The 17,150-nt window shown below is 47.4% G+C and carries 16 protein-coding genes; 9 read left to right on the top strand and 7 right to left on the bottom strand.

Features of this window, described 5'->3' with window-relative positions; all coding sequences use genetic code 11:
* The first annotated feature begins 7 nt into the window (after positions 1-7).
* The 6 genes from BLS87_RS13110 to BLS87_RS13085 all read left to right on the top strand — a co-directional run bounded on the left by BLS87_RS13110 (position 8) and on the right by BLS87_RS13085 (position 5,917).
* On the top strand, positions 8-910 hold the full coding sequence (locus tag BLS87_RS13110) for a glycosyltransferase family 2 protein (RefSeq protein ID WP_083370674.1): 903 nt from the start codon (positions 8-10) through the stop codon (positions 908-910).
* Positions 911-940: 30 nt separating this feature from the next.
* The gene (gmd, locus tag BLS87_RS13105) at positions 941-2,023 is read left to right on the top strand and encodes a GDP-mannose 4,6-dehydratase (RefSeq protein ID WP_074752920.1); all 1,083 of its coding nucleotides are present in this window, start codon (positions 941-943) and stop codon (positions 2,021-2,023) included.
* An 8-nt stretch (positions 2,024-2,031) separates the two neighbouring features.
* The gene (gene fcl, locus BLS87_RS13100; RefSeq protein WP_074752919.1) at positions 2,032-2,991 is read left to right on the top strand and encodes a GDP-L-fucose synthase; all 960 of its coding nucleotides are present in this window, start codon (positions 2,032-2,034) and stop codon (positions 2,989-2,991) included.
* A gap of 2 nt (positions 2,992-2,993) precedes the next feature.
* Entirely contained in the window at positions 2,994-3,749 is a 756-nt protein-coding gene (locus BLS87_RS13095) for a glycosyltransferase (protein ID WP_074752918.1), read from the top strand.
* The gene (locus BLS87_RS13090; protein ID WP_279616211.1) at positions 3,746-4,852 is read left to right on the top strand and encodes a glycosyltransferase family 4 protein; all 1,107 of its coding nucleotides are present in this window, start codon (positions 3,746-3,748) and stop codon (positions 4,850-4,852) included. Before BLS87_RS13095 ends, BLS87_RS13090 begins: the two co-directional genes overlap by 4 nt.
* 72 nt (positions 4,853-4,924) lie before the next feature.
* Complete coding sequence (locus BLS87_RS13085; RefSeq protein ID WP_074752916.1) at positions 4,925-5,917, top strand: acyltransferase; 993 nt, start codon at positions 4,925-4,927, stop codon at positions 5,915-5,917.
* Positions 5,918-5,990: 73 nt separating this feature from the next.
* Here the strand turns inward: BLS87_RS13085 and BLS87_RS13080 are convergent, their stop codons facing one another.
* The 7 genes from BLS87_RS13080 to BLS87_RS13045 all read right to left on the bottom strand — a co-directional run bounded on the left by BLS87_RS13080 (position 5,991) and on the right by BLS87_RS13045 (position 14,622).
* Entirely contained in the window at positions 5,991-6,380 is a 390-nt protein-coding gene (locus tag BLS87_RS13080) for a GtrA family protein (RefSeq protein WP_074752915.1), read from the bottom strand.
* Between the two features lie 324 nt (positions 6,381-6,704).
* Positions 6,705-8,624 (bottom strand): hypothetical protein, encoded by a 1,920-nt coding sequence (locus tag BLS87_RS13075; protein ID WP_074752914.1) that lies wholly within the window; start codon positions 8,622-8,624, stop codon positions 6,705-6,707.
* Positions 8,563-9,609 carry a glycosyltransferase family 2 protein gene (locus BLS87_RS13070; protein WP_074752913.1) on the bottom strand — a complete coding sequence of 349 codons (1,047 nt, stop codon included), beginning with the start codon at positions 9,607-9,609 and terminating at the stop codon, positions 8,563-8,565. The genes BLS87_RS13075 and BLS87_RS13070 overlap by 62 nt, the downstream gene beginning before the upstream one ends.
* Positions 9,606-10,256 (bottom strand): class I SAM-dependent methyltransferase, encoded by a 651-nt coding sequence (locus BLS87_RS13065; protein WP_074752912.1) that lies wholly within the window; start codon positions 10,254-10,256, stop codon positions 9,606-9,608. Before BLS87_RS13065 ends, BLS87_RS13070 begins: the two co-directional genes overlap by 4 nt.
* 16 nt (positions 10,257-10,272) lie before the next feature.
* On the bottom strand, positions 10,273-11,586 hold the full coding sequence (locus BLS87_RS13060) for a nucleotide sugar dehydrogenase (RefSeq protein ID WP_143024370.1): 1,314 nt from the start codon (positions 11,584-11,586) through the stop codon (positions 10,273-10,275).
* Between the two features lies 1 nt (position 11,587).
* Complete coding sequence (locus BLS87_RS13055; protein WP_074752910.1) at positions 11,588-13,081, bottom strand: glycosyltransferase family 39 protein; 1,494 nt, start codon at positions 13,079-13,081, stop codon at positions 11,588-11,590.
* Between the two features lie 638 nt (positions 13,082-13,719).
* Positions 13,720-14,622, bottom strand: a complete 903-nt coding sequence (locus BLS87_RS13045; RefSeq protein WP_244165832.1) for an IS4 family transposase — start codon at positions 14,620-14,622, stop codon at positions 13,720-13,722.
* 245 nt (positions 14,623-14,867) lie between these two features.
* Between BLS87_RS13045 and ihfB the strand changes: the two genes are divergently transcribed.
* The 3 genes from ihfB to BLS87_RS13030 all read left to right on the top strand — a co-directional run bounded on the left by ihfB (position 14,868) and on the right by BLS87_RS13030 (position 17,094).
* The gene (ihfB, locus tag BLS87_RS13040) at positions 14,868-15,167 is read left to right on the top strand and encodes an integration host factor subunit beta (RefSeq protein WP_037011901.1); all 300 of its coding nucleotides are present in this window, start codon (positions 14,868-14,870) and stop codon (positions 15,165-15,167) included.
* Between the two features lie 18 nt (positions 15,168-15,185).
* A complete protein-coding gene (locus BLS87_RS13035; protein WP_074752908.1) occupies positions 15,186-15,425 on the top strand; it encodes a lipopolysaccharide assembly protein LapA domain-containing protein in 240 nt (79 codons plus the stop codon).
* 223 nt (positions 15,426-15,648) lie between these two features.
* Positions 15,649-17,094 (top strand): MBL fold metallo-hydrolase RNA specificity domain-containing protein, encoded by a 1,446-nt coding sequence (locus tag BLS87_RS13030; RefSeq protein WP_074752907.1) that lies wholly within the window; start codon positions 15,649-15,651, stop codon positions 17,092-17,094.
* Positions 17,095-17,150: the final 56 nt, after the last annotated feature.

Genomic DNA, 17,150 nt, shown 5'->3' with positions numbered 1-17,150 from the left:
ATTCGTTATGTCGCAAGAGTTTTTTTCCGGAAGTAAGTTAAGAGCACTTCTAGGTATAAAGCTGGGAGTGCTGTTCCAACATGCTCCGCGCTCCTATAACTTAGCGGTTCCTTCAGTCTCAGGTACCTCTGTTCTAGAGTTGCCTTCAATCTCTATCGTGACACCCTCCTATAATCAAGGGCAATTTATCGAGCGCACAGTGCGGAGCGTCTTGGATCAGGGTTATTCAAACTTGGAGATGATCGTTCAGGATAATTGCTCCGCTGATAATACTGATGCTGTAATGCGGTCGATCAAATCACGGTCTGTACGCTATTTTCGCGAACGTGACGGTGGCCAGGCTGATGCGATCAACCGCGGGTTTGAGAAGACTGCTGGTGAGATCATGTGCTATCTCAATTCTGATGACGTTTTAATGCCAGGAACTCTTGATCGCGTGGGACGTTTTTTTGCGGATCACCCTGAGGTCGACGTCCTGTACGGTAATCGTCTAATCATCGACGAGACGGATGCGCTGGTTGGGGAATGGGTGCTTCCTTATCATGACGGCGAGTTATTGCGTCGCGTGGATTATGTTCCGCAGGAAACCCTGTTTTGGCGCAGGTCACTCTGGAGTCGCGCGGGGGGAAGGGTTGATGATAAACTAGCATTCGCTATGGATTGGGACTTGCTTTTGCGATTCGCTGAAGCTGATGCCAGATTTGTTCACTTGCCAGATTTTCTCGGAGGTTTTCGGGTTCACGCTGCTCAAAAGACAAGCAGCCACTATCAAAAGATCGGCGTTCACGAGATGCGAATAATTCGTAATCGGTACGCGCCCCGAGCATTTGGCAAGGCTTTTATGCCTATCAGGCATTGTCTTTTTTTGCTCAAGCACATCTATTCGACCCGAAACGGCGGTTTACGCTGATCGGGAAGTAATAACGGTATGGAGATTAAAATGAAAGTTGCACTTATCACCGGCGTCACTGGTCAGGATGGGGCCTATCTCGCTGAACTGCTTCTGAGTAAAGGGTATGAAGTGCACGGTATCAAGAGACGCACGTCTCTTTTTAACACTGATCGGATCGATCACCTTTATCAGGATCCGCATGTGGAAGGTCGCAATTTCATTTTGCACCACGGTGACTTGACCGATTCTACCAGCCTTATTCGGATCATCCAACAGGTACAACCTGACGAGATCTATAACCTTGCCGCTCAGTCTCATGTAGCGGTAAGCTTTGAAGAGCCTGAATATACTGCTAACTCGGATGCCTTGGGCGCCTTGCGTATTCTTGAGGCCATTCGCATTCTCGGCCTGGAAAAAAAGACTAAGTTTTATCAGGCGTCGACTTCTGAACTGTACGGTCTCGTTCAGGAAACCCCGCAGCGTGAGACCACGCCTTTCTATCCACGCAGCCCCTATGCTGTCGCTAAGCTCTACGCTTACTGGATTACGGTCAACTACCGCGAAGCATATGGAATGTATGCCTGCAATGGCATTTTGTTTAATCACGAGTCGCCTATCCGTGGTGAAACCTTTGTCACTAGGAAAATCACCCGCGCGCTGGCACGTATCAAATTGGGTCTTCAGGACTGCTTGTTCCTGGGAAACCTGAACGCGAAGCGCGATTGGGGGCACGCCCGTGACTACGTAGAAATGCAATGGCTGATGCTGCAGCAAGAGGTCGCTGAAGATTTCGTCATTGCAACCGGTGTCCAATACAGCGTTCGGGACTTTGTCGACGCAGCGGCAAAGGAACTTGGAATCGAGATTACCTGGAGGGGTAATGATGTCGACGAGAAGGGTTACGATGCCGATGGTAACTGCATCGTTTCTGTTGACCCTCGTTACTTCCGCCCCGCAGAAGTTGAAACATTATTGGGTGACCCGTCTAATGCCAAAAACAAGCTCGGTTGGACGCCGAAGACTACCTTTGCAGAGTTGGTTGCAGAGATGGTCCGTGAAGACCTGAAATCGGCTCAGCGGGATGAGCTTGTTAAGAGTCATGGTTTTAACGCATTCAATTATCACGAGTAATCAAATTCATGCCGTATAACCCTAAGGTTTATGTGGCTGGGCATCGCGGAATGGTAGGCTCTGCCATTCTGCGAGAGCTTGCGCGACGTGGCCGAACGAATATTGTGACAAGGGATCGAACCGAACTGGACCTCTGCTGCCAGGCTGATGTCCGCGCTTTTTTTGAATCAGAGCGACCGGACCAGGTTTATTTAGCTGCAGCTAAAGTTGGTGGTATTCATGCAAATAACACATACCCTGCTGATTTTATTTATGAAAATCTGATGATTGAAGCAAATGTTATTCATGAGGCATGGCGTGCGGGTGTCAATAAACTACTGTTTTTGGGATCGAGTTGCATCTATCCGCGCCTTGCAAAACAACCCATGCGTGAAAATGAACTTTTGACGGGTGAGCTTGAACAAACTAACGAACCGTATGCAATTGCGAAAATTGCTGGCATCAAGCTTTGTGAATCTTATAACCGTCAATACGGCACAGACTTTAGAAGTGTGATGCCGACAAACTTATATGGTCCCGGTGATAATTATCACGCGGAAAATAGTCACGTTATCCCAGGCCTTATTAGACGGTTCCATGAAGCTAAACTCAAGGGAAGTCCATCGGTGGCGATATGGGGCACGGGATCGCCACGCCGTGAATTTCTTTATGTAGATGACATGGCTGCGGCATCCGTTCACGTGATGGAACTGGAACTTGGTAGCTATAATGCTGTTACTGAACCGACACTTTCTCACATAAATGTTGGTTGCGGACAGGATCAAACTATTCTTGAGCTGGCGCAGATTGTCGCTGAAGTCGTGGGTTATGAGGGTGGCATAAATTTTGATCTTACCAAACCCGATGGAACGCCGCGAAAGTTGATGGATGTTACACGGCTAAGTGCTATGGGGTGGGCACCCAGAGTTGGGTTGAAAGATGGAATTTCGACGGCTTATATTGATTTTATGATGAGTGGGAGACAGTAGATTTGTCCGCTCCGTTAGTGACCGTAGCTGTTCCCTCATATAATCAAGGGCAGTATTTAAATCAGGCCTTGGCGTCTATTTTTTCCAGCGATGTTCCTGTTGAGGTCTTTGTCGCCGACGGAGGGTCGACAGACGGCTCCGTCGACGTCATACAAAGATGGGAGTCGCAGTTGTCGGGTTGGCGTAGTCACGCTGACTCAGGGCAGGCTGCAGCGATCAATGAGTGCATTGCTAAAGGTTCAGCACCGTACATCTGTTGGTTAAATAGTGACGACTATTTTCTAGAGTCTGGTCTTCAAAGCTTAGTGGCGGCTCTTAAATCTTCCGGGGCGCCGGCCGTCTATGGTCGTGCTTGGAATATTAGGGAGCGGGACGGTAAGAAAAGCCCGGTATGGGTCGAGAGCTTTAGTGATCATAGGTTGGCGAGGCGTTGCTTCGTTTCGCAGCCTGCTACTTTGATCCGTAGGTCAGCGTGGGAGTCGGTCCATGGACTTGACCCCGAGTGCCATATGGCAATGGACTACGATCTGTGGTGGAAACTGTTTAAAATCGGGGGTAACCTACTTTTTCTAGACGAATTCGTGGCAGTAAATCGCGAGCATCGTGAAACCAAGACCAGTACAAAGCGTACCGAGCACTATCGAGAAGCAATGGCGGTCGTTCGAAAGTATTACGGTTCCGTTCCATTGAAATGGTGGTTATATCAGCCTTATGCTGTTTGGTTTAAAGCCTTTATCAATCGATTAGAGAGGGATTGATGAAAGTCCTTCATTTTTTCAAAACCTATTTTCCTGATTCATTTGGCGGAATTGAGCAAGTAATTTATCAGATTGCTCGAGGGGCGGCTCAATTCGGAGTAGAGACCGATGTTCTGGCAATCAGCAAATCTTTTGAGGGTATGCGAGAGCTTGACAGGCATCGGGCTTTTTATTCAAAAGTGGATTTCGAGTCATTATCGACCCCTATCTCGTTTTCTGCAGTTGCTGACTTTAGGGAAAGAGCGCGCGAGGTGGATATCGTCCACTATCATTATCCATGGCCCTTTATGGATATAGCGCACTTTTGGGTGAGGCATAATAAACCTTCCGTTGTCACCTATCATTCCGACATTGTTCGTCAAAAGACTGCACAATTTTTCTATAGACCGCTACAGCGACAATTTCTGTCATCAGTGAACCGGATAGTCGTAACTTCGCCTAACTATCTTGCGAGCAGTAATACTCTTGCCGAGTATGCGGATAAGACCACAATTATTCCCATTGGGTTGGACGCCGATTCATACCCAACCCCCACCGAAGATATTTTGTCCAAATGGCGAGCGATCTTTCCTGGTCGTTTTTTTTTGTTCGTCGGAGTGCTGCGTTACTACAAGGGTCTGCACACGCTATTGGCTGCAGCCGCAGGCGCTGAATTTCCTATCGTAATATTAGGAGCTGGTCCTGAGGAACAGAAGCTAAAGCGGCAAGCTTCTGAGTTGCGTTTAAACAACGTCTATTTTCTCGGCCGTCTTCCCGATGTGGACAAAGTGGCCTTGCTCTTACTTTGTTATGCGACTGTATTTCCCTCTCATCTCCGATCTGAAGCCTTCGGGATTTCTTTGTTAGAGTCGGCTATGTACCGCAAAGCGATGATCTGTTGTGAGATTAACACCGGGACGACTTACATTAATCTTGCTAACCAGACTGGCCTAGTTGTTCCTCCTGAGTCGCCTTTAGCCTTGAGATCTGCTTTGATAAAGCTGTGGGAAAATCCTAATTTAGTTGATCGAATGGGACTACGTGCGCTTGAACGATTTGAATCGCATTTTACCGCACAACGGATGGTTCAAGATTATTCGGAGGTATATCGATCTCTGATTTAGATCGTTATATAACAAAAGGTCTACTTGCCGCGAAGTACGCTTTTTAAGTTTGCTATCAAGAATGGAAAAATAATGATAAAGAATGAATACTGGTGTACTAATCTTCGCACTCTTGCCATGTTCATGGTCATATCATTACATTCGTCTGGAATATGGCAATATGGAAACCCAAGCAGTTTGAACTGGAATGTTGCAAATCTTATAAATTCATTATCTCGGCCAGCTGTTCCATTCTTCTTCATGCTTACAGGTTTTTTACTTTATGGGAAAAAACCACAATCCTTCATAGATTTTGCCCGGCATAGATTCGGCCGAATCCTTCCATCATTCATAGGTGTGAGTGTAGTAGCGATTTGTTACCGTGTATTACATGGAGAAGTCATTACTATCAGCATCTTTTGGCAGATGTTGTACATACCTCAGTTTTATCATCTTTGGTTCTTTTATGCAATTTCCGTAGTCTACTTGACGATTTGGATATTTAGACCTTCCAACGTTGCTCCTGTAGCAGGTGCTACGGGCTGTTTAGTACTGATACTCATCGTAGGCGGCAGTCTAGCGCAATTTCTATCAAGCTGGGCTATTAGGTCTGAAACATTCGCGGCATATATCTTTTACGCGATGGCCGGGTATTACATTGGAAATATTCCCAAAAATAACTATGCTTTGGTAGGCTCTATGGCTGTCGGGACTATTAGTTTACTTACCGTCGCGGTAATTACCAGAAGTTCTTCGCTTCAGGCAGGCGCTACTATACAAACTTGGTATGAGTATACGTCTTTGCCTGTAGTCATAGGCTCTTTTTGTATGTTTTATGGGCTAAGGCATGTTTTAGATTGCTTTAGGCCTAACGCCGTTGTGGAGTATTTTTCTTCTGCCTCTTTATTCGTCTACTGCTTCCATCCGTTTATGATCGATGCGGGGCATGCAAAGTTTCCAAGCCTTTTTATCTGGCGATCTGCAGCGTTGGGTATTCTGTCGGTTACTTTTTTCTGCGCCGTTTCTTTAACGGTAGCCTACACTTCATGGAATATTATAGCTGCTGCCGTCCAACGTCAAAAATGATCCTAGAACATTAAGAATGGTTTCTTTGTCTTGTTCAATGCTGTAGTTTTTTAGCTTCAAAAACTCTCCTTACTCATCGAAATACAACAAATTTTTGGATGATAAATCTTATCGGTAGTAGGGTTCCGGCAGTCAGAAGGGTGGAGATTAAGTAATGAATTTCCATTGCGCAGTAACCTTTAAAAATAATGCTACCTATTGCGATAAAAAAAGCGATTTGCAATATGAATTTTACTAACGTCTTAATGCTGTGATTTTTTTGATATAGATACTTCAAGTTAACTATGTATTCGAAAATATAAGCTAAGGCATAGGTTGTCACAAATGATACTTGTTTAGGGAAGTGGGCTATTTGCACAAAAAAGTACATTGCTGATAACACCCAGGCATAACTAAGGCCGCTAATGGTTATATACTTATAAAGCTGTAGCATTGCTGGAGTGGTTAATGATAATTTTTTCATTAGTTGGCTCATGTATTTTGTACGTTTATAGTTTTCTTTACCTTGCATCTTGGGGCAGACTTTAAATCTTTCAAAACCAAAAGGCAGCTTATGGTATCCTCAAATTTATAGTTGCGTTTTGTAGGGTTATACCTAGATAACATAAATTTTCACGATAGCCAGCGGAGGTATATAATAAATTCAAAACCTCATACAAGGCCTCACTTGCGTGCGAAGGTTTCAATTGCTCGCAGCAGCAGATACTCCAACGAAATCCTGGCAGTTGGGAGGTAGGGCATAATAGTCATGTAAGGAATCTTGACTGTTATACCCGTTTATCTAACATCAATACAATTTTTCGATATTATTTATTGATACTAACGCTTCATCAAGACTAAAGCCTACTAGTTTCGAATACTCTTGCATTGCTGCGTAACGAGGTTTGTTCTCGGTTTTAACCAAGGACAAAGCCTCCTCACGAGTAATGAGCCCAGCCCTGATTTGATTACTTCTAAAGGTATCATGTTCAGAGAAACCTGCTACAGTGTGATATATGTAGTTATAGAAAGCAGCTGTACCGTCTCCAATCCGCCACGTGCTTGCCGCATCGCTTGAGTTCTCCCATCCATAGTGGGTAGACAGTGTGTCATTTATGACCTTCTCGTCCCAATTTACATATCGATATAGGTATAAAAATTCTTGCCTGTTCACATATGTTGAATAGAAAGCGAATAGTGTGTCAAAAATAGATCTGTTTAAATAAGCAGGGTTTTTCAGAAAGTTTTTAGCGTAATAAGCCAGTAACTTTAACTTTCCTGGTAGGTCTAAGCTCACCATCGTGTTGACGCTGCGGTCTTGTACTCCACAAAATCCAGTCTTAAATCTTGTTACTTCTAAATTGTTACCACCGCAAAAGATTACCAGCGGTACACCAGTTTGTTTGCTCACCTGCGTAGCATAGTGGAAAAACTGCTTGTCCCCCGCCATGAATAGCGGAATCATACCCAGCTGGGGGTTTTTCATCCAAGCTTGGATGTTCAGGCGGATATTTCGCCTTTTGGATAAAATATCCGCGGATCGAATGATGTGCTCTACACCCAACTCACTGCAAACACGAGCACTATTACGCCTTGCTTCATCCGTGACCATCGCCCAATCATATGTGTACGCTATAGGGTTAAGTCCTAATTCTTTTTTAACCACATGTAGTCCGTAGCAACTATCGCGGCCCCCGCTGAGCGCAACAATACAATCAGGGCTCCCGTCTATACTACGAAAATTCTCTAGCTTTTTTTCAAGCGTCTGACGGTTGTCTGAATTAGAGGGAGCCGCTTCACGGCAATAATTACAGACCCCTTCTACATCAAAGATTATGTAAGGGAAAGTATGAGGTAGCACGCATTTTGAGCAACGTCTAAGTTCTTTTTTCGTCTGCGCGGTGTCAGTGATAATGCGAGCATGATTCATCACCGAATTGGGCGCAGGCAGCGGTTTCTGCAAGAAGTTAAACGTAGCTTGGGAGAGATCTTCGGTATTTACAATATGTGAGGTGTTCGGCTTTAAATGCTCTACCGTAGGCGCATAACTAACGAGACCTGTTCTTTTTAGCGTTTCTTTCAAAAAGTGTCGCTCTGATGCAAATATAAAGACGCCCAGTTGTGCGACGTTTGTGTAATAAATAGAGCCCACATTTGTGGCGAGACAAAGTTTACGCTCTAACGTATTAAGAAAGGCAATATTCGCCTCGCCCTTGATCTCTCCGTAGGTTTCAATGACTGCGCTTGTAAGTTGATTTTTAGACGTTTTGTAGGTTTCATCAATCAGACGATATATTACCTCCGTATCTACCTGCGATTTACGCGACAATTTGGGATGTTTTTCCCAAAGTTCAGCATCGTTGACGATAATGCCGTTGTGCACGCCGACGCAATAATCGGTGCTTACGGGTTGGTTGTTTTCCTCCATCCCTTGCGTGCCGTTTGTAACTAACCTTGAGTGCCCAATAACTCCTAATCCACCCTCAGACCTATTTTCTGGTACTAAATTATCTTTGATAAACTGTTTATAGCTTGCAGCCTTCATCATTTCGCTAGCCGGTTTGGCGCGGCGATATACATTGATCGCTTGCCTTCCTCCTATTGCGATGCCTGCTGCCTCGCTACCACGGCTTTCAGAAAGTTTGAAAAGATGCGCTATTAATTCTTCAATCGTGCTGTTCGACAATGGTGACGTCGGAGAGATTGCCAGACCGAATATCCCGCACATTTTTTTTACCTTGTAATTGATTTGGTGATTTTTTCAACATATATAAAATGCGTTCTTGGTTAGAGCGGATTCGATCTAACATGTCCGTCACTATTCCTAGAACAAAAAATACAGTAGCTAAGCTGTATAAAAACGCCGCTGTAAATCCGGCAAACAGGTAGCCAGTAAAGGCCCCTGTCATCAAATAGTGTAAAACAAAGACGATGCTAAATATTGTCGCCGGAACAGCGAAGACAGCTGAGATTCCCCAAAAAAAACGGAGCGGAAAATAATCACGGTAACCTCTGAAAATGATTTTAGAGGTGTTGACGGCGTATTTTGAAATACTTCCTGCTACCCGCGAGGTCCGGTCTGCAAAGTACTGGACGTCAATAGGTATTTCCTTGATTTCGAGCCGTTTGGCCGCAAAATCCAGAAATGTCTCCTGCGTGTAGGTAAATGCTCCGTGCAGGTTGATTTGGAGCAAGCTCTCTCGGCTATAGCACCGAAATCCACAGGACACATCAGCAAACTTTTTACGGACTAACCCGCTGATTAGCGAGGACATCATATGGTTACCGTAAAGTTTTATCTTTGGCATATCAGGGGTCATGGCAGGGTCAATGAATCTAGATGCCGTGACCATGTCCGCTTCGCCAGCGACTATCGGGGCGACAAGCTTTGGAATATCTCCAGGATTGAACTGCCGATCACCGTCGATATTAATCATCAGATCATATCTATTTTCCACAGCGTAGTTTACCGCCGATTGAAACGCGGTGCCTACACCTCGATTTCGAGGATGGCGAAGTACCTCGGCACCCGCGAGTTTCGCTTCGGTTGAAGTTGCATCTTCTGAACCGTCATCAACTACAAGGATATCTACGCTATAAACGCCTGCTATAGTACGTGGCACTTCAGAAACTACTTGCGCTATTGTCTTCGCTTCATTTAAGCAGGGGATCGCCACCAGAAGGCGCAATCTCTTATCTTCTGGGATATTCATATAACTGACCTTTCGCATGGGCGGCAGTGAACCAAAGTCCAAGGCAGAGGAGTTTTTACAGAAATAATTTCAGCATGCTGAGATATAAACTTTACGAACTGTTTGCTTGTCCAATGCTGGTAGTGGCCTGGTGTATTTCCCAGCGCGGTGAAGTATTTACCTCGCGCCATGTTTAAGATATGCCAGATTGGTTCATTCGGGACGCTTACAATTAGATCTTTTCTTGTGATTGATATTAGTTTTCGGACTGCTTCTTCTGGGTCAGTCAAGTGTTCTAACACTTCACAACAGAGGACAGTGTCCGCGCTGTCCTCTTCGGGATTTAGCTCGTACACACTTTTAAGATTAACCGGCATAACTAGAGAGCGCTTCTCAGCTTCAGCTTTCGCAACGGCTAAGGAAGATGCTGAGATGTCGCAACCACGGACATTAAATTTATTGCTGGCGAGCATGCCTAGGATGTGTCCTTCGCCACAACCTACCTCATGTACATCCAAGGATCCAGCTCGCTTGACCGCATTCAAAATAGAACTCATGAAATTGGTAACAAGTTTATTTGCAATCCAGTTACCTGACTGATATTTCTCAGCGTGGGCTACGCCGTTGAAAAAAGCTCCGACGTCATCGCCGGGTGTCTTACGCTCCATTGTTCATTTCCCTTTTTTAGGCTTTAACAACCTTGGTTGACGGTTCCAGATAGACCCCACGTGTATCCACTATTATATTGGCGTGCTCATGGATGAGGTCGTAATCAAACTTATCGTGGTTGGTCGCAATTAAGACAACATCGAACTCTTTTAGAGTCTTTGCTGAAAGTTCAGTGCTAAAAGCATCTACGTTAAATCCCGTGTGACTATCTGAGCACTTTAATACTGGAATATGAGGGTCACTGTAGGCTAGGGTAGCCCCCATTGAAGTTAGTTTGTGGATAAGGGCGAGGGAAGGCGACTCTCGCATATCATCCACATTTTTTTTGTAAGCGACTCCTAAAATGATAATTTTGCTCCCGTTGATCGCTTTTTTCGCAGTGTTTAGGGCTGTGCTTACTTTCGAAACAACATAGTCTGGCATTGAGGAGTTTACCTCTCCTGCGAGCTCGATGAATCTCGTATGGACCCCATACTCTCGTGCCTTCCAAGTCAGATAGAATGGGTCGATTGGAATACAATGTCCTCCTAAACCCGGGCCAGGATAATAAGGCACAAAACCGAAAGGTTTAGTTGCTGCCGCACGGATCACCTCATGGATGTCGATGTCCATCTTGTCCGCAACAATTTTCATCTCGTTCACAAGGCCTATATTAACGGCCCGATGTATATTTTCGAGTAGCTTCGTTAGTTCCGCTGCTCGTGTGGAACTAACTGGCACTACTTTGTCAATGACCTGACGGTATAGTGCTAGACCGGCCTCGAGACAAGCACTCGTGTGACCTCCACAGATTTTGGGAATGGTGCGGGTCGTATACTTCTCATTTCCAGGATCTTCTCGCTCTGGGGAGTAAACTAAGAAAATATCCTTTCCGGCTATAAGGCCTGTTGATTCAATGCGAGGTAGTAACTCTTCTTCCGTCGTTCCTGGATAGGTCGTACTTTCTAAGGAGATAATCTGCCCTGCGCGAAGGTGCGGAACTAATGCATCGGTTGTTTCAGTTACATAGCTGAGATCCGGTTCTCTAAATTTATTAAGAGGCGTGGGGACACAAATTATAAGCGCATCCACCTCGCCTGCTTTAGAGAAATCTGTAGTTACCGTCGACCCCTCATTAATCGCGTTTTTTACCGAGCTATTAGAAATGTGTTCAATATAACTACGGCCTTCGGATAGAGTTTTGATTTTTTGTTCATCAATGTCAAAACCTATCACCCGATAACCAGCTTCTGTGTAACGAAGAAGAAGGGGTAAACCCACATACCCTAAGCCGAATATCCCTATGATGCTCTGTTTTTCATTCAGTCGTTGCACGAGTAATTGGTGCATTTTAGATCTCATATATACAGTTTTTTTGGGTTGCTTTTTTTATCGCAGCGTAACAGCAAGATGCCGCCACCACCAGCCATGGAAATGCGTAGAGTAGCAACAGCTTTCTATGCTCTCCAAAGTTGTCCATAAGGAGAATTCCTCCAAATGAACGGTCCCATGCCAATGTCCAAGGTTTAAAAGGGTCGGAAGAAATTGTCTTAATTAAATTCACATGATAGTCATCGTTCTCATACGCAGGAAAGCCGCATGCGGTGGTGCCCAGATTTAGGGAGTAACCTAATTGATAAATACCAAAAACTAATGCAGAGCACAGTGCGGTCCAGCTAAAAAGCACAAGTAAAACTGTCGTCGATACTGTGCTAATTGATCTCACAGCTGGGCGTATCAGCATGGCGAGGAAGACTGCCAGAAGTGGCCCTGCAGTAAAAACAAAGTGTCGATAACCGTAGTACGAGCCTGCGCTACACCACTGCATTGACATGAACACATTCAGCACGAATAGGCCTGCCAATGCTGAATACCAAGTCGGAAGTTTGCGGGCATAAAACAGAAATCCTAACACTGCAATGGGGATTGCGGGTCCGGTATAATAGAGACCCATGCCTGTACTTAGCAGCATTTGTACTAGTTCACGATAGTAGTAACTAAATTCATGAGTTGATAAGAGTCGATCTCCGGCGCCTAGATATGTTAGATCGGTGTTAGAGAAACCGTTAGTTATAACTGGTAAAACTCTGAATATAAAAACCGATATTAAGCTGACGGCCAAAGAAACTGAAAAATCTTTAAGCGTTACCTTTCCCGTTTTTACCCACCATAACAACACGCAGAATACACCTGCTGCGATTGGGGCGTTGTTGTAACGAGTGAGGAAAATCAATGAAGCAACGAAGCCTATTAATAAGTACCAGCGTTTCGGCTGTTGCTCAAAATGAATTTTGGATAATAAAAGTAAAACGCCGGTCAATGCTGTAACTTCGTAAACATGCGACATGATCGGTCTGTTGAATGTGTAGATCAGAATGCCCCCACCTGCTAACATCCATAAAATAGTTGTGAACAATGCAGTTTTATTGTCTACCCATAGACATAAGAGTCTATACAGCATTATCGTAGTTAGTATCAAATAGAACTGTGTGGCGATGTAGAAGCCGTACACTGACGCACTGCCCTCGCGGTTTGATACAGTTCGCTTATGTACGATGGGTAAATGATTTGCTCGGTCTAAGATTGAAAATACTGCGACAAAAGGCGATGCCATAACCCCTGCGCCCACACTGGCGAACGGAATTGTTTCACCTGCATGAAACTCTTTCGAGAATGACGGAAACCTTAAATAGGCAATGGAGCTTGCAACGGCGAAGTAGTCATCATCATCACCCGAAAACAGCATTTTTCCGTTGCTGGGAACAAAAAACATGGCAGCGAGTGAGATCAGTATAATTAAGACAATCTGATGGCTGAATCGTGTTGTATTTTTTTGTACATCCATACCGCTTCCTTAGAGTTTGCACGCGTCAGTTGACACTTTTGAGATGCTCATCGAGCTGTGTCACACTGACAAATACTTCTGTCCTAGCATCATTCATGCCAGGGGAGATTTGTTCGCTCGCTATTGCCTGATCTTACCTTAAAACTGTCCCGGGTCGTACACGTTCTCGCTGCAAAAAAATTCCATGTTTCATTGGGTTGGGAGTCTACAGCGTTAGCGGCGCCTGCTGTCGTGCCCACGGCTCCGATGCGCCAGGTATGAACACGCTTAGCGCCGTCTGCGAGTATTCTGCCCCTAAACGCGTGTGCTTGTTTGGGCGTTCTGTGTTTCTCCGGTGTGTTGCTGTGAATTCGTGTAACTGCTGCGCATCCGTTTGCACGTTTCCCTGCTTCCTCATTTGGATATCCGAAGGTGGGATCATCTCCTTCCTTGGTTGGCTTGCCTGACCCCGCCCTAACTCACTCAGGTTCGTCCTTTTCTCTTCCCACGCCAGCAATCACTAGTGTCCGGGGAAAATTTGTCATAGCTGAAGGCTGCCTTGGGCAGCCTTCAGCTTTTCTTGTTCGCGCCGTCGTCGGTCTTTGAATTCCTGGGTAGCAGGCCGTTCATGCAAGGCATGAGCGATACGAATCGTCAGCTCATACAAGAACCTCCCAAACCCTGTGCGGCGGTGGAATAGGTGCAGCGACAAGTAGCTGATCGTCGTTGGTCACCAGGACTAACGGCGTGGCATGCCCCTCGCGGGCAACCACGACGCTTCTTACCGGCTCGTCTCGATAGTCATTCAGACGCTTGCCGCCCAGATACTTTTTGCCGAACTGGACAACTTCATCGGTCATGACCGCACTCTGCTCGACCGCCGTTGAGTGCTCGCGCAGCACGTTCAGGTTGGCGTTTTTCTTCAGCCGGGTGACGAAGAAGGCACCCTTGGTCTGTAACTGGTGCCACCAGTTGTAATCGCAGTAGCCCTTGTCAAAGACGTAGGTCATGCCGGTCTGGATCGGCATTTCCAGCGCATCGCTCAGGTCGTTGACATTGGCAGGGCTGATGTTCTCGTACACCGGCGCCCGCTGCGCCAGGTCCAACCCCACGTGCACCTTGAGGCCTTGTTTAATGCGGGTTTTCGTCGCGGCAGTCCAGTCGTCGAAGTGAGGTCCACGCAAGGTAATCGATGTGGAATCAACCAGGCTAACCATGGCACCGACTGCCTTACGCTGCTGACGACTGACGCCACTCAGCAGGAGCTCGCAGAGGTCTTGGAGCGGCTGGTAATCACGTTTATTCAAGGCATCTGAAAGGGTCGAGCGGGCGATGGGGCCGGCCTGGAGATGGTAGCGATGCGGGGCGAGCGTCTGGGAGAAAGTCGCCAAGGACCGCAAGCTCGAGGCTTGGGTTAAATGGCCGCTGACCAGTGTCACCAGCAATTGCCAAGAAGTGCAGCGTTTGACGTAGCGATCAGCTTGATGTGCTTGGACGGATCGCTCGAATGAAGAGCGCGGGATGAAACTCAGCAACTGAGTTAAAAACGTGCTGGAAAACATAAGTCAAAATCGAGTCTGAAAGATCCGATTATGACTGAAGGCCGCCTACAACAAGGGGAAGCAAGCTCCCCCTTCGGGTTTTACCGGACACTCGTGACGCCAGCAATGGCAATGCGTTAGGTGTGTTTGCCTTCTCGTATGTCTACAGACTGTTATTTTTTTTCGTGAGGGCTACCAAAACTTATTTGCCCATGCTAAAACCTTCAAAGCGCTTTACCTAGCTGCTTGAAAAAGAAGGGAAAAATATGACGAAGTCGGAGTTGATCGAACGAATTGTCACCCATCAAGGACTGCTCTCATCCAAAGATGTGGAGTTGGCCATCAAGACCATGCTTGAGCAGATGTCGCAATGTCTTGCCACAGGCGACCGTATCGAAATACGGGGCTTTGGCAGCTTTTCCTTGCACTATCGCGCGCCTCGCGTAGGCCGTAATCCAAAGACCGGGCAGTCCGTCAGTCTTGACGGAAAATTTGTCCCCCACTTCAAGCCCGGAAAAGAGTTGCGTGATCGGGTGAACGAAGAGGAGGAGCACGAGCTCCAATAGCCGTCAAAGGAGTACTCGATGCGCAATATCAAACGCCTGATTTTTTTTGTGGTCGTCCTGCTGATTGTGGCGACGACGGTAGTGTTCGTCCTCGAAAACCAGCAGTCCGTTGCGCTTGTGTTCTTTGGTTGGTCGGCGCCTGAAATGTCAATCGCCGTGCCGGTGATCCTGGCATTGCTGGTGGGTATGGTGATCGGGCCAGTCCTGTTTTCAATTGCCCGATTGCGTAAAAGAACCAAACCGTCTCGCATGGCCTGAGGGCTGGCGACATCCCGCTGACCTCTTCATCGTGTGCCTGTTTCTCAGGCCACGCAGCGCTACCGACGATCTCTGTCCGGCGTGGCGCGTCTTTCTTTTCGATTCAGTTTTAAACCTGTTCCCAAGTATTTCCGAAAAATCCCGCAAAACCTTATCGGCTGAACCCTGCGTTCAGTGCGACTAAGCTGCGCGACTTTTAGTGCACGGATCGAAAGGGAGCTTCATGAATTATCCAGACATCATCCATCACGGTGCGGGCGAAGGTGTCACCGGCTCGTGTCATCAATTGCAGATGGATGCCGAGCACGGCCTGCTGGTTGATTGCGGGTTGTTCCAAGGCCGTGATGCCGATCTCAAGGAACGCTTTGGCGAATCTGCCTCGGCAATCGATTTCTCTCTGGCAACGATCAAGATGCTGATCGTGACGCACGTTCACGCGGACCATGTCGGACGAATTCCCCAACTGCTCGCTGCGGGCTTCAAAGGCCCGATTATATGCAGTGAACCGTCCGCAAAGCTGCTGCCATTGGTGCTGGAAGATGCGTTCAGGCTTGAGCAGGGTCGAGACGAGCGTCAGATTGAACGCTGTCTCACTCAAGTGATGGAGCGCGTCGTTGCCGTGCCATTCGATACCTGGTTCAGCGTGGTGAATACCCCCGCTCTGAATGCTCGAGTCCGCTTGCAGCGCGCTGGCCACATCCTTGGGTCGGCTTATGTCGAGATCGACGTCGAATACCCGATGGAGCAGTGCACTAAACGCGTGGTGTTTTCCGGTGATCTCGGCGCCTCCCATACGCCGATTCTTCCCAGCCCGAAGTCCCCGGAGCAGGCAGACATTCTAGTGCTCGAGAGCACCTACGGTGATCGCGTGCATGAGGATCGAGCCACCCGGCAAGGGCGACTCGAGGCGGTCATCGACAGAGCGTTGGCCGATCACGGTACCGTGCTGATACCCGCTTTCAGCCTGGGGCGAACTCAGGAACTGCTGTATGAAATCGAAGACATCCTTCACCGCAAGTCGCTGTCGTGCTCAGTGGAAGGCAGTGACGGTGCGGATGGTTCGCTACCGGTCAACTGGCCACAGCTACCCATCATTCTTGATTCGCCTCTTGCCAGCCGGCTGACGCAGGTTTACCAGTCCTTCGATGACATCTGGGACGACGACGCCCGTGCCCGCCAGGAAAGCGGGCGCCAGCCGCTGCGTTTTGAGCAGTTGATCACCATCGACACAGCCGCTCAGCACCATCAAACCGTCAACTACCTCGCCAGCACGGGACGTCCAGCGATCGTCATTGCCGGGCACGGCATGTGCGCAGGCGGGCGCATCGTCAATTATCTGAAAGCCATGCTGGGCGATCCGCGTCACAACGTGGTGTTCGTCGGCTATCAGGCGAAGGGCACGCCCGGCGCCGCGATTCAACAGCATGGCCCGAAGGGCGGTTACGTTGAGCTGGATCGCGAGCGCTATAAGATCAAGGCGGGTATCGAGACGATCGGAGGCTATTCGGCGCATGCAGATCAGCGGGGACTGGTAGATTTCGTAGCGGGTATGCCGGTGTGGCCGTCCGAGATCAAGCTGGTGCACGGAGAGCCTTCTGCCAAGAGGCGGCTCGGTCAGTTGTTGGAAGGCAAATACTCCACAAAGCGCAAAGCAGTGATAATTGATTGAGCGGAACTGATCTCAACTGCAAGCAATAACGCAACCGGATGATGGCGGCGGCGCTC

Origin of the sequence: Pseudomonas abietaniphila, from assembly GCF_900100795.1 — a bacterium.
GTDB classification, from domain to species: domain Bacteria; phylum Pseudomonadota; class Gammaproteobacteria; order Pseudomonadales; family Pseudomonadaceae; genus Aquipseudomonas; species Aquipseudomonas abietaniphila.
Note: the sequence above shows the minus strand (reverse complement) of the source record. Positions and strands in the feature narration are given on the sequence as shown.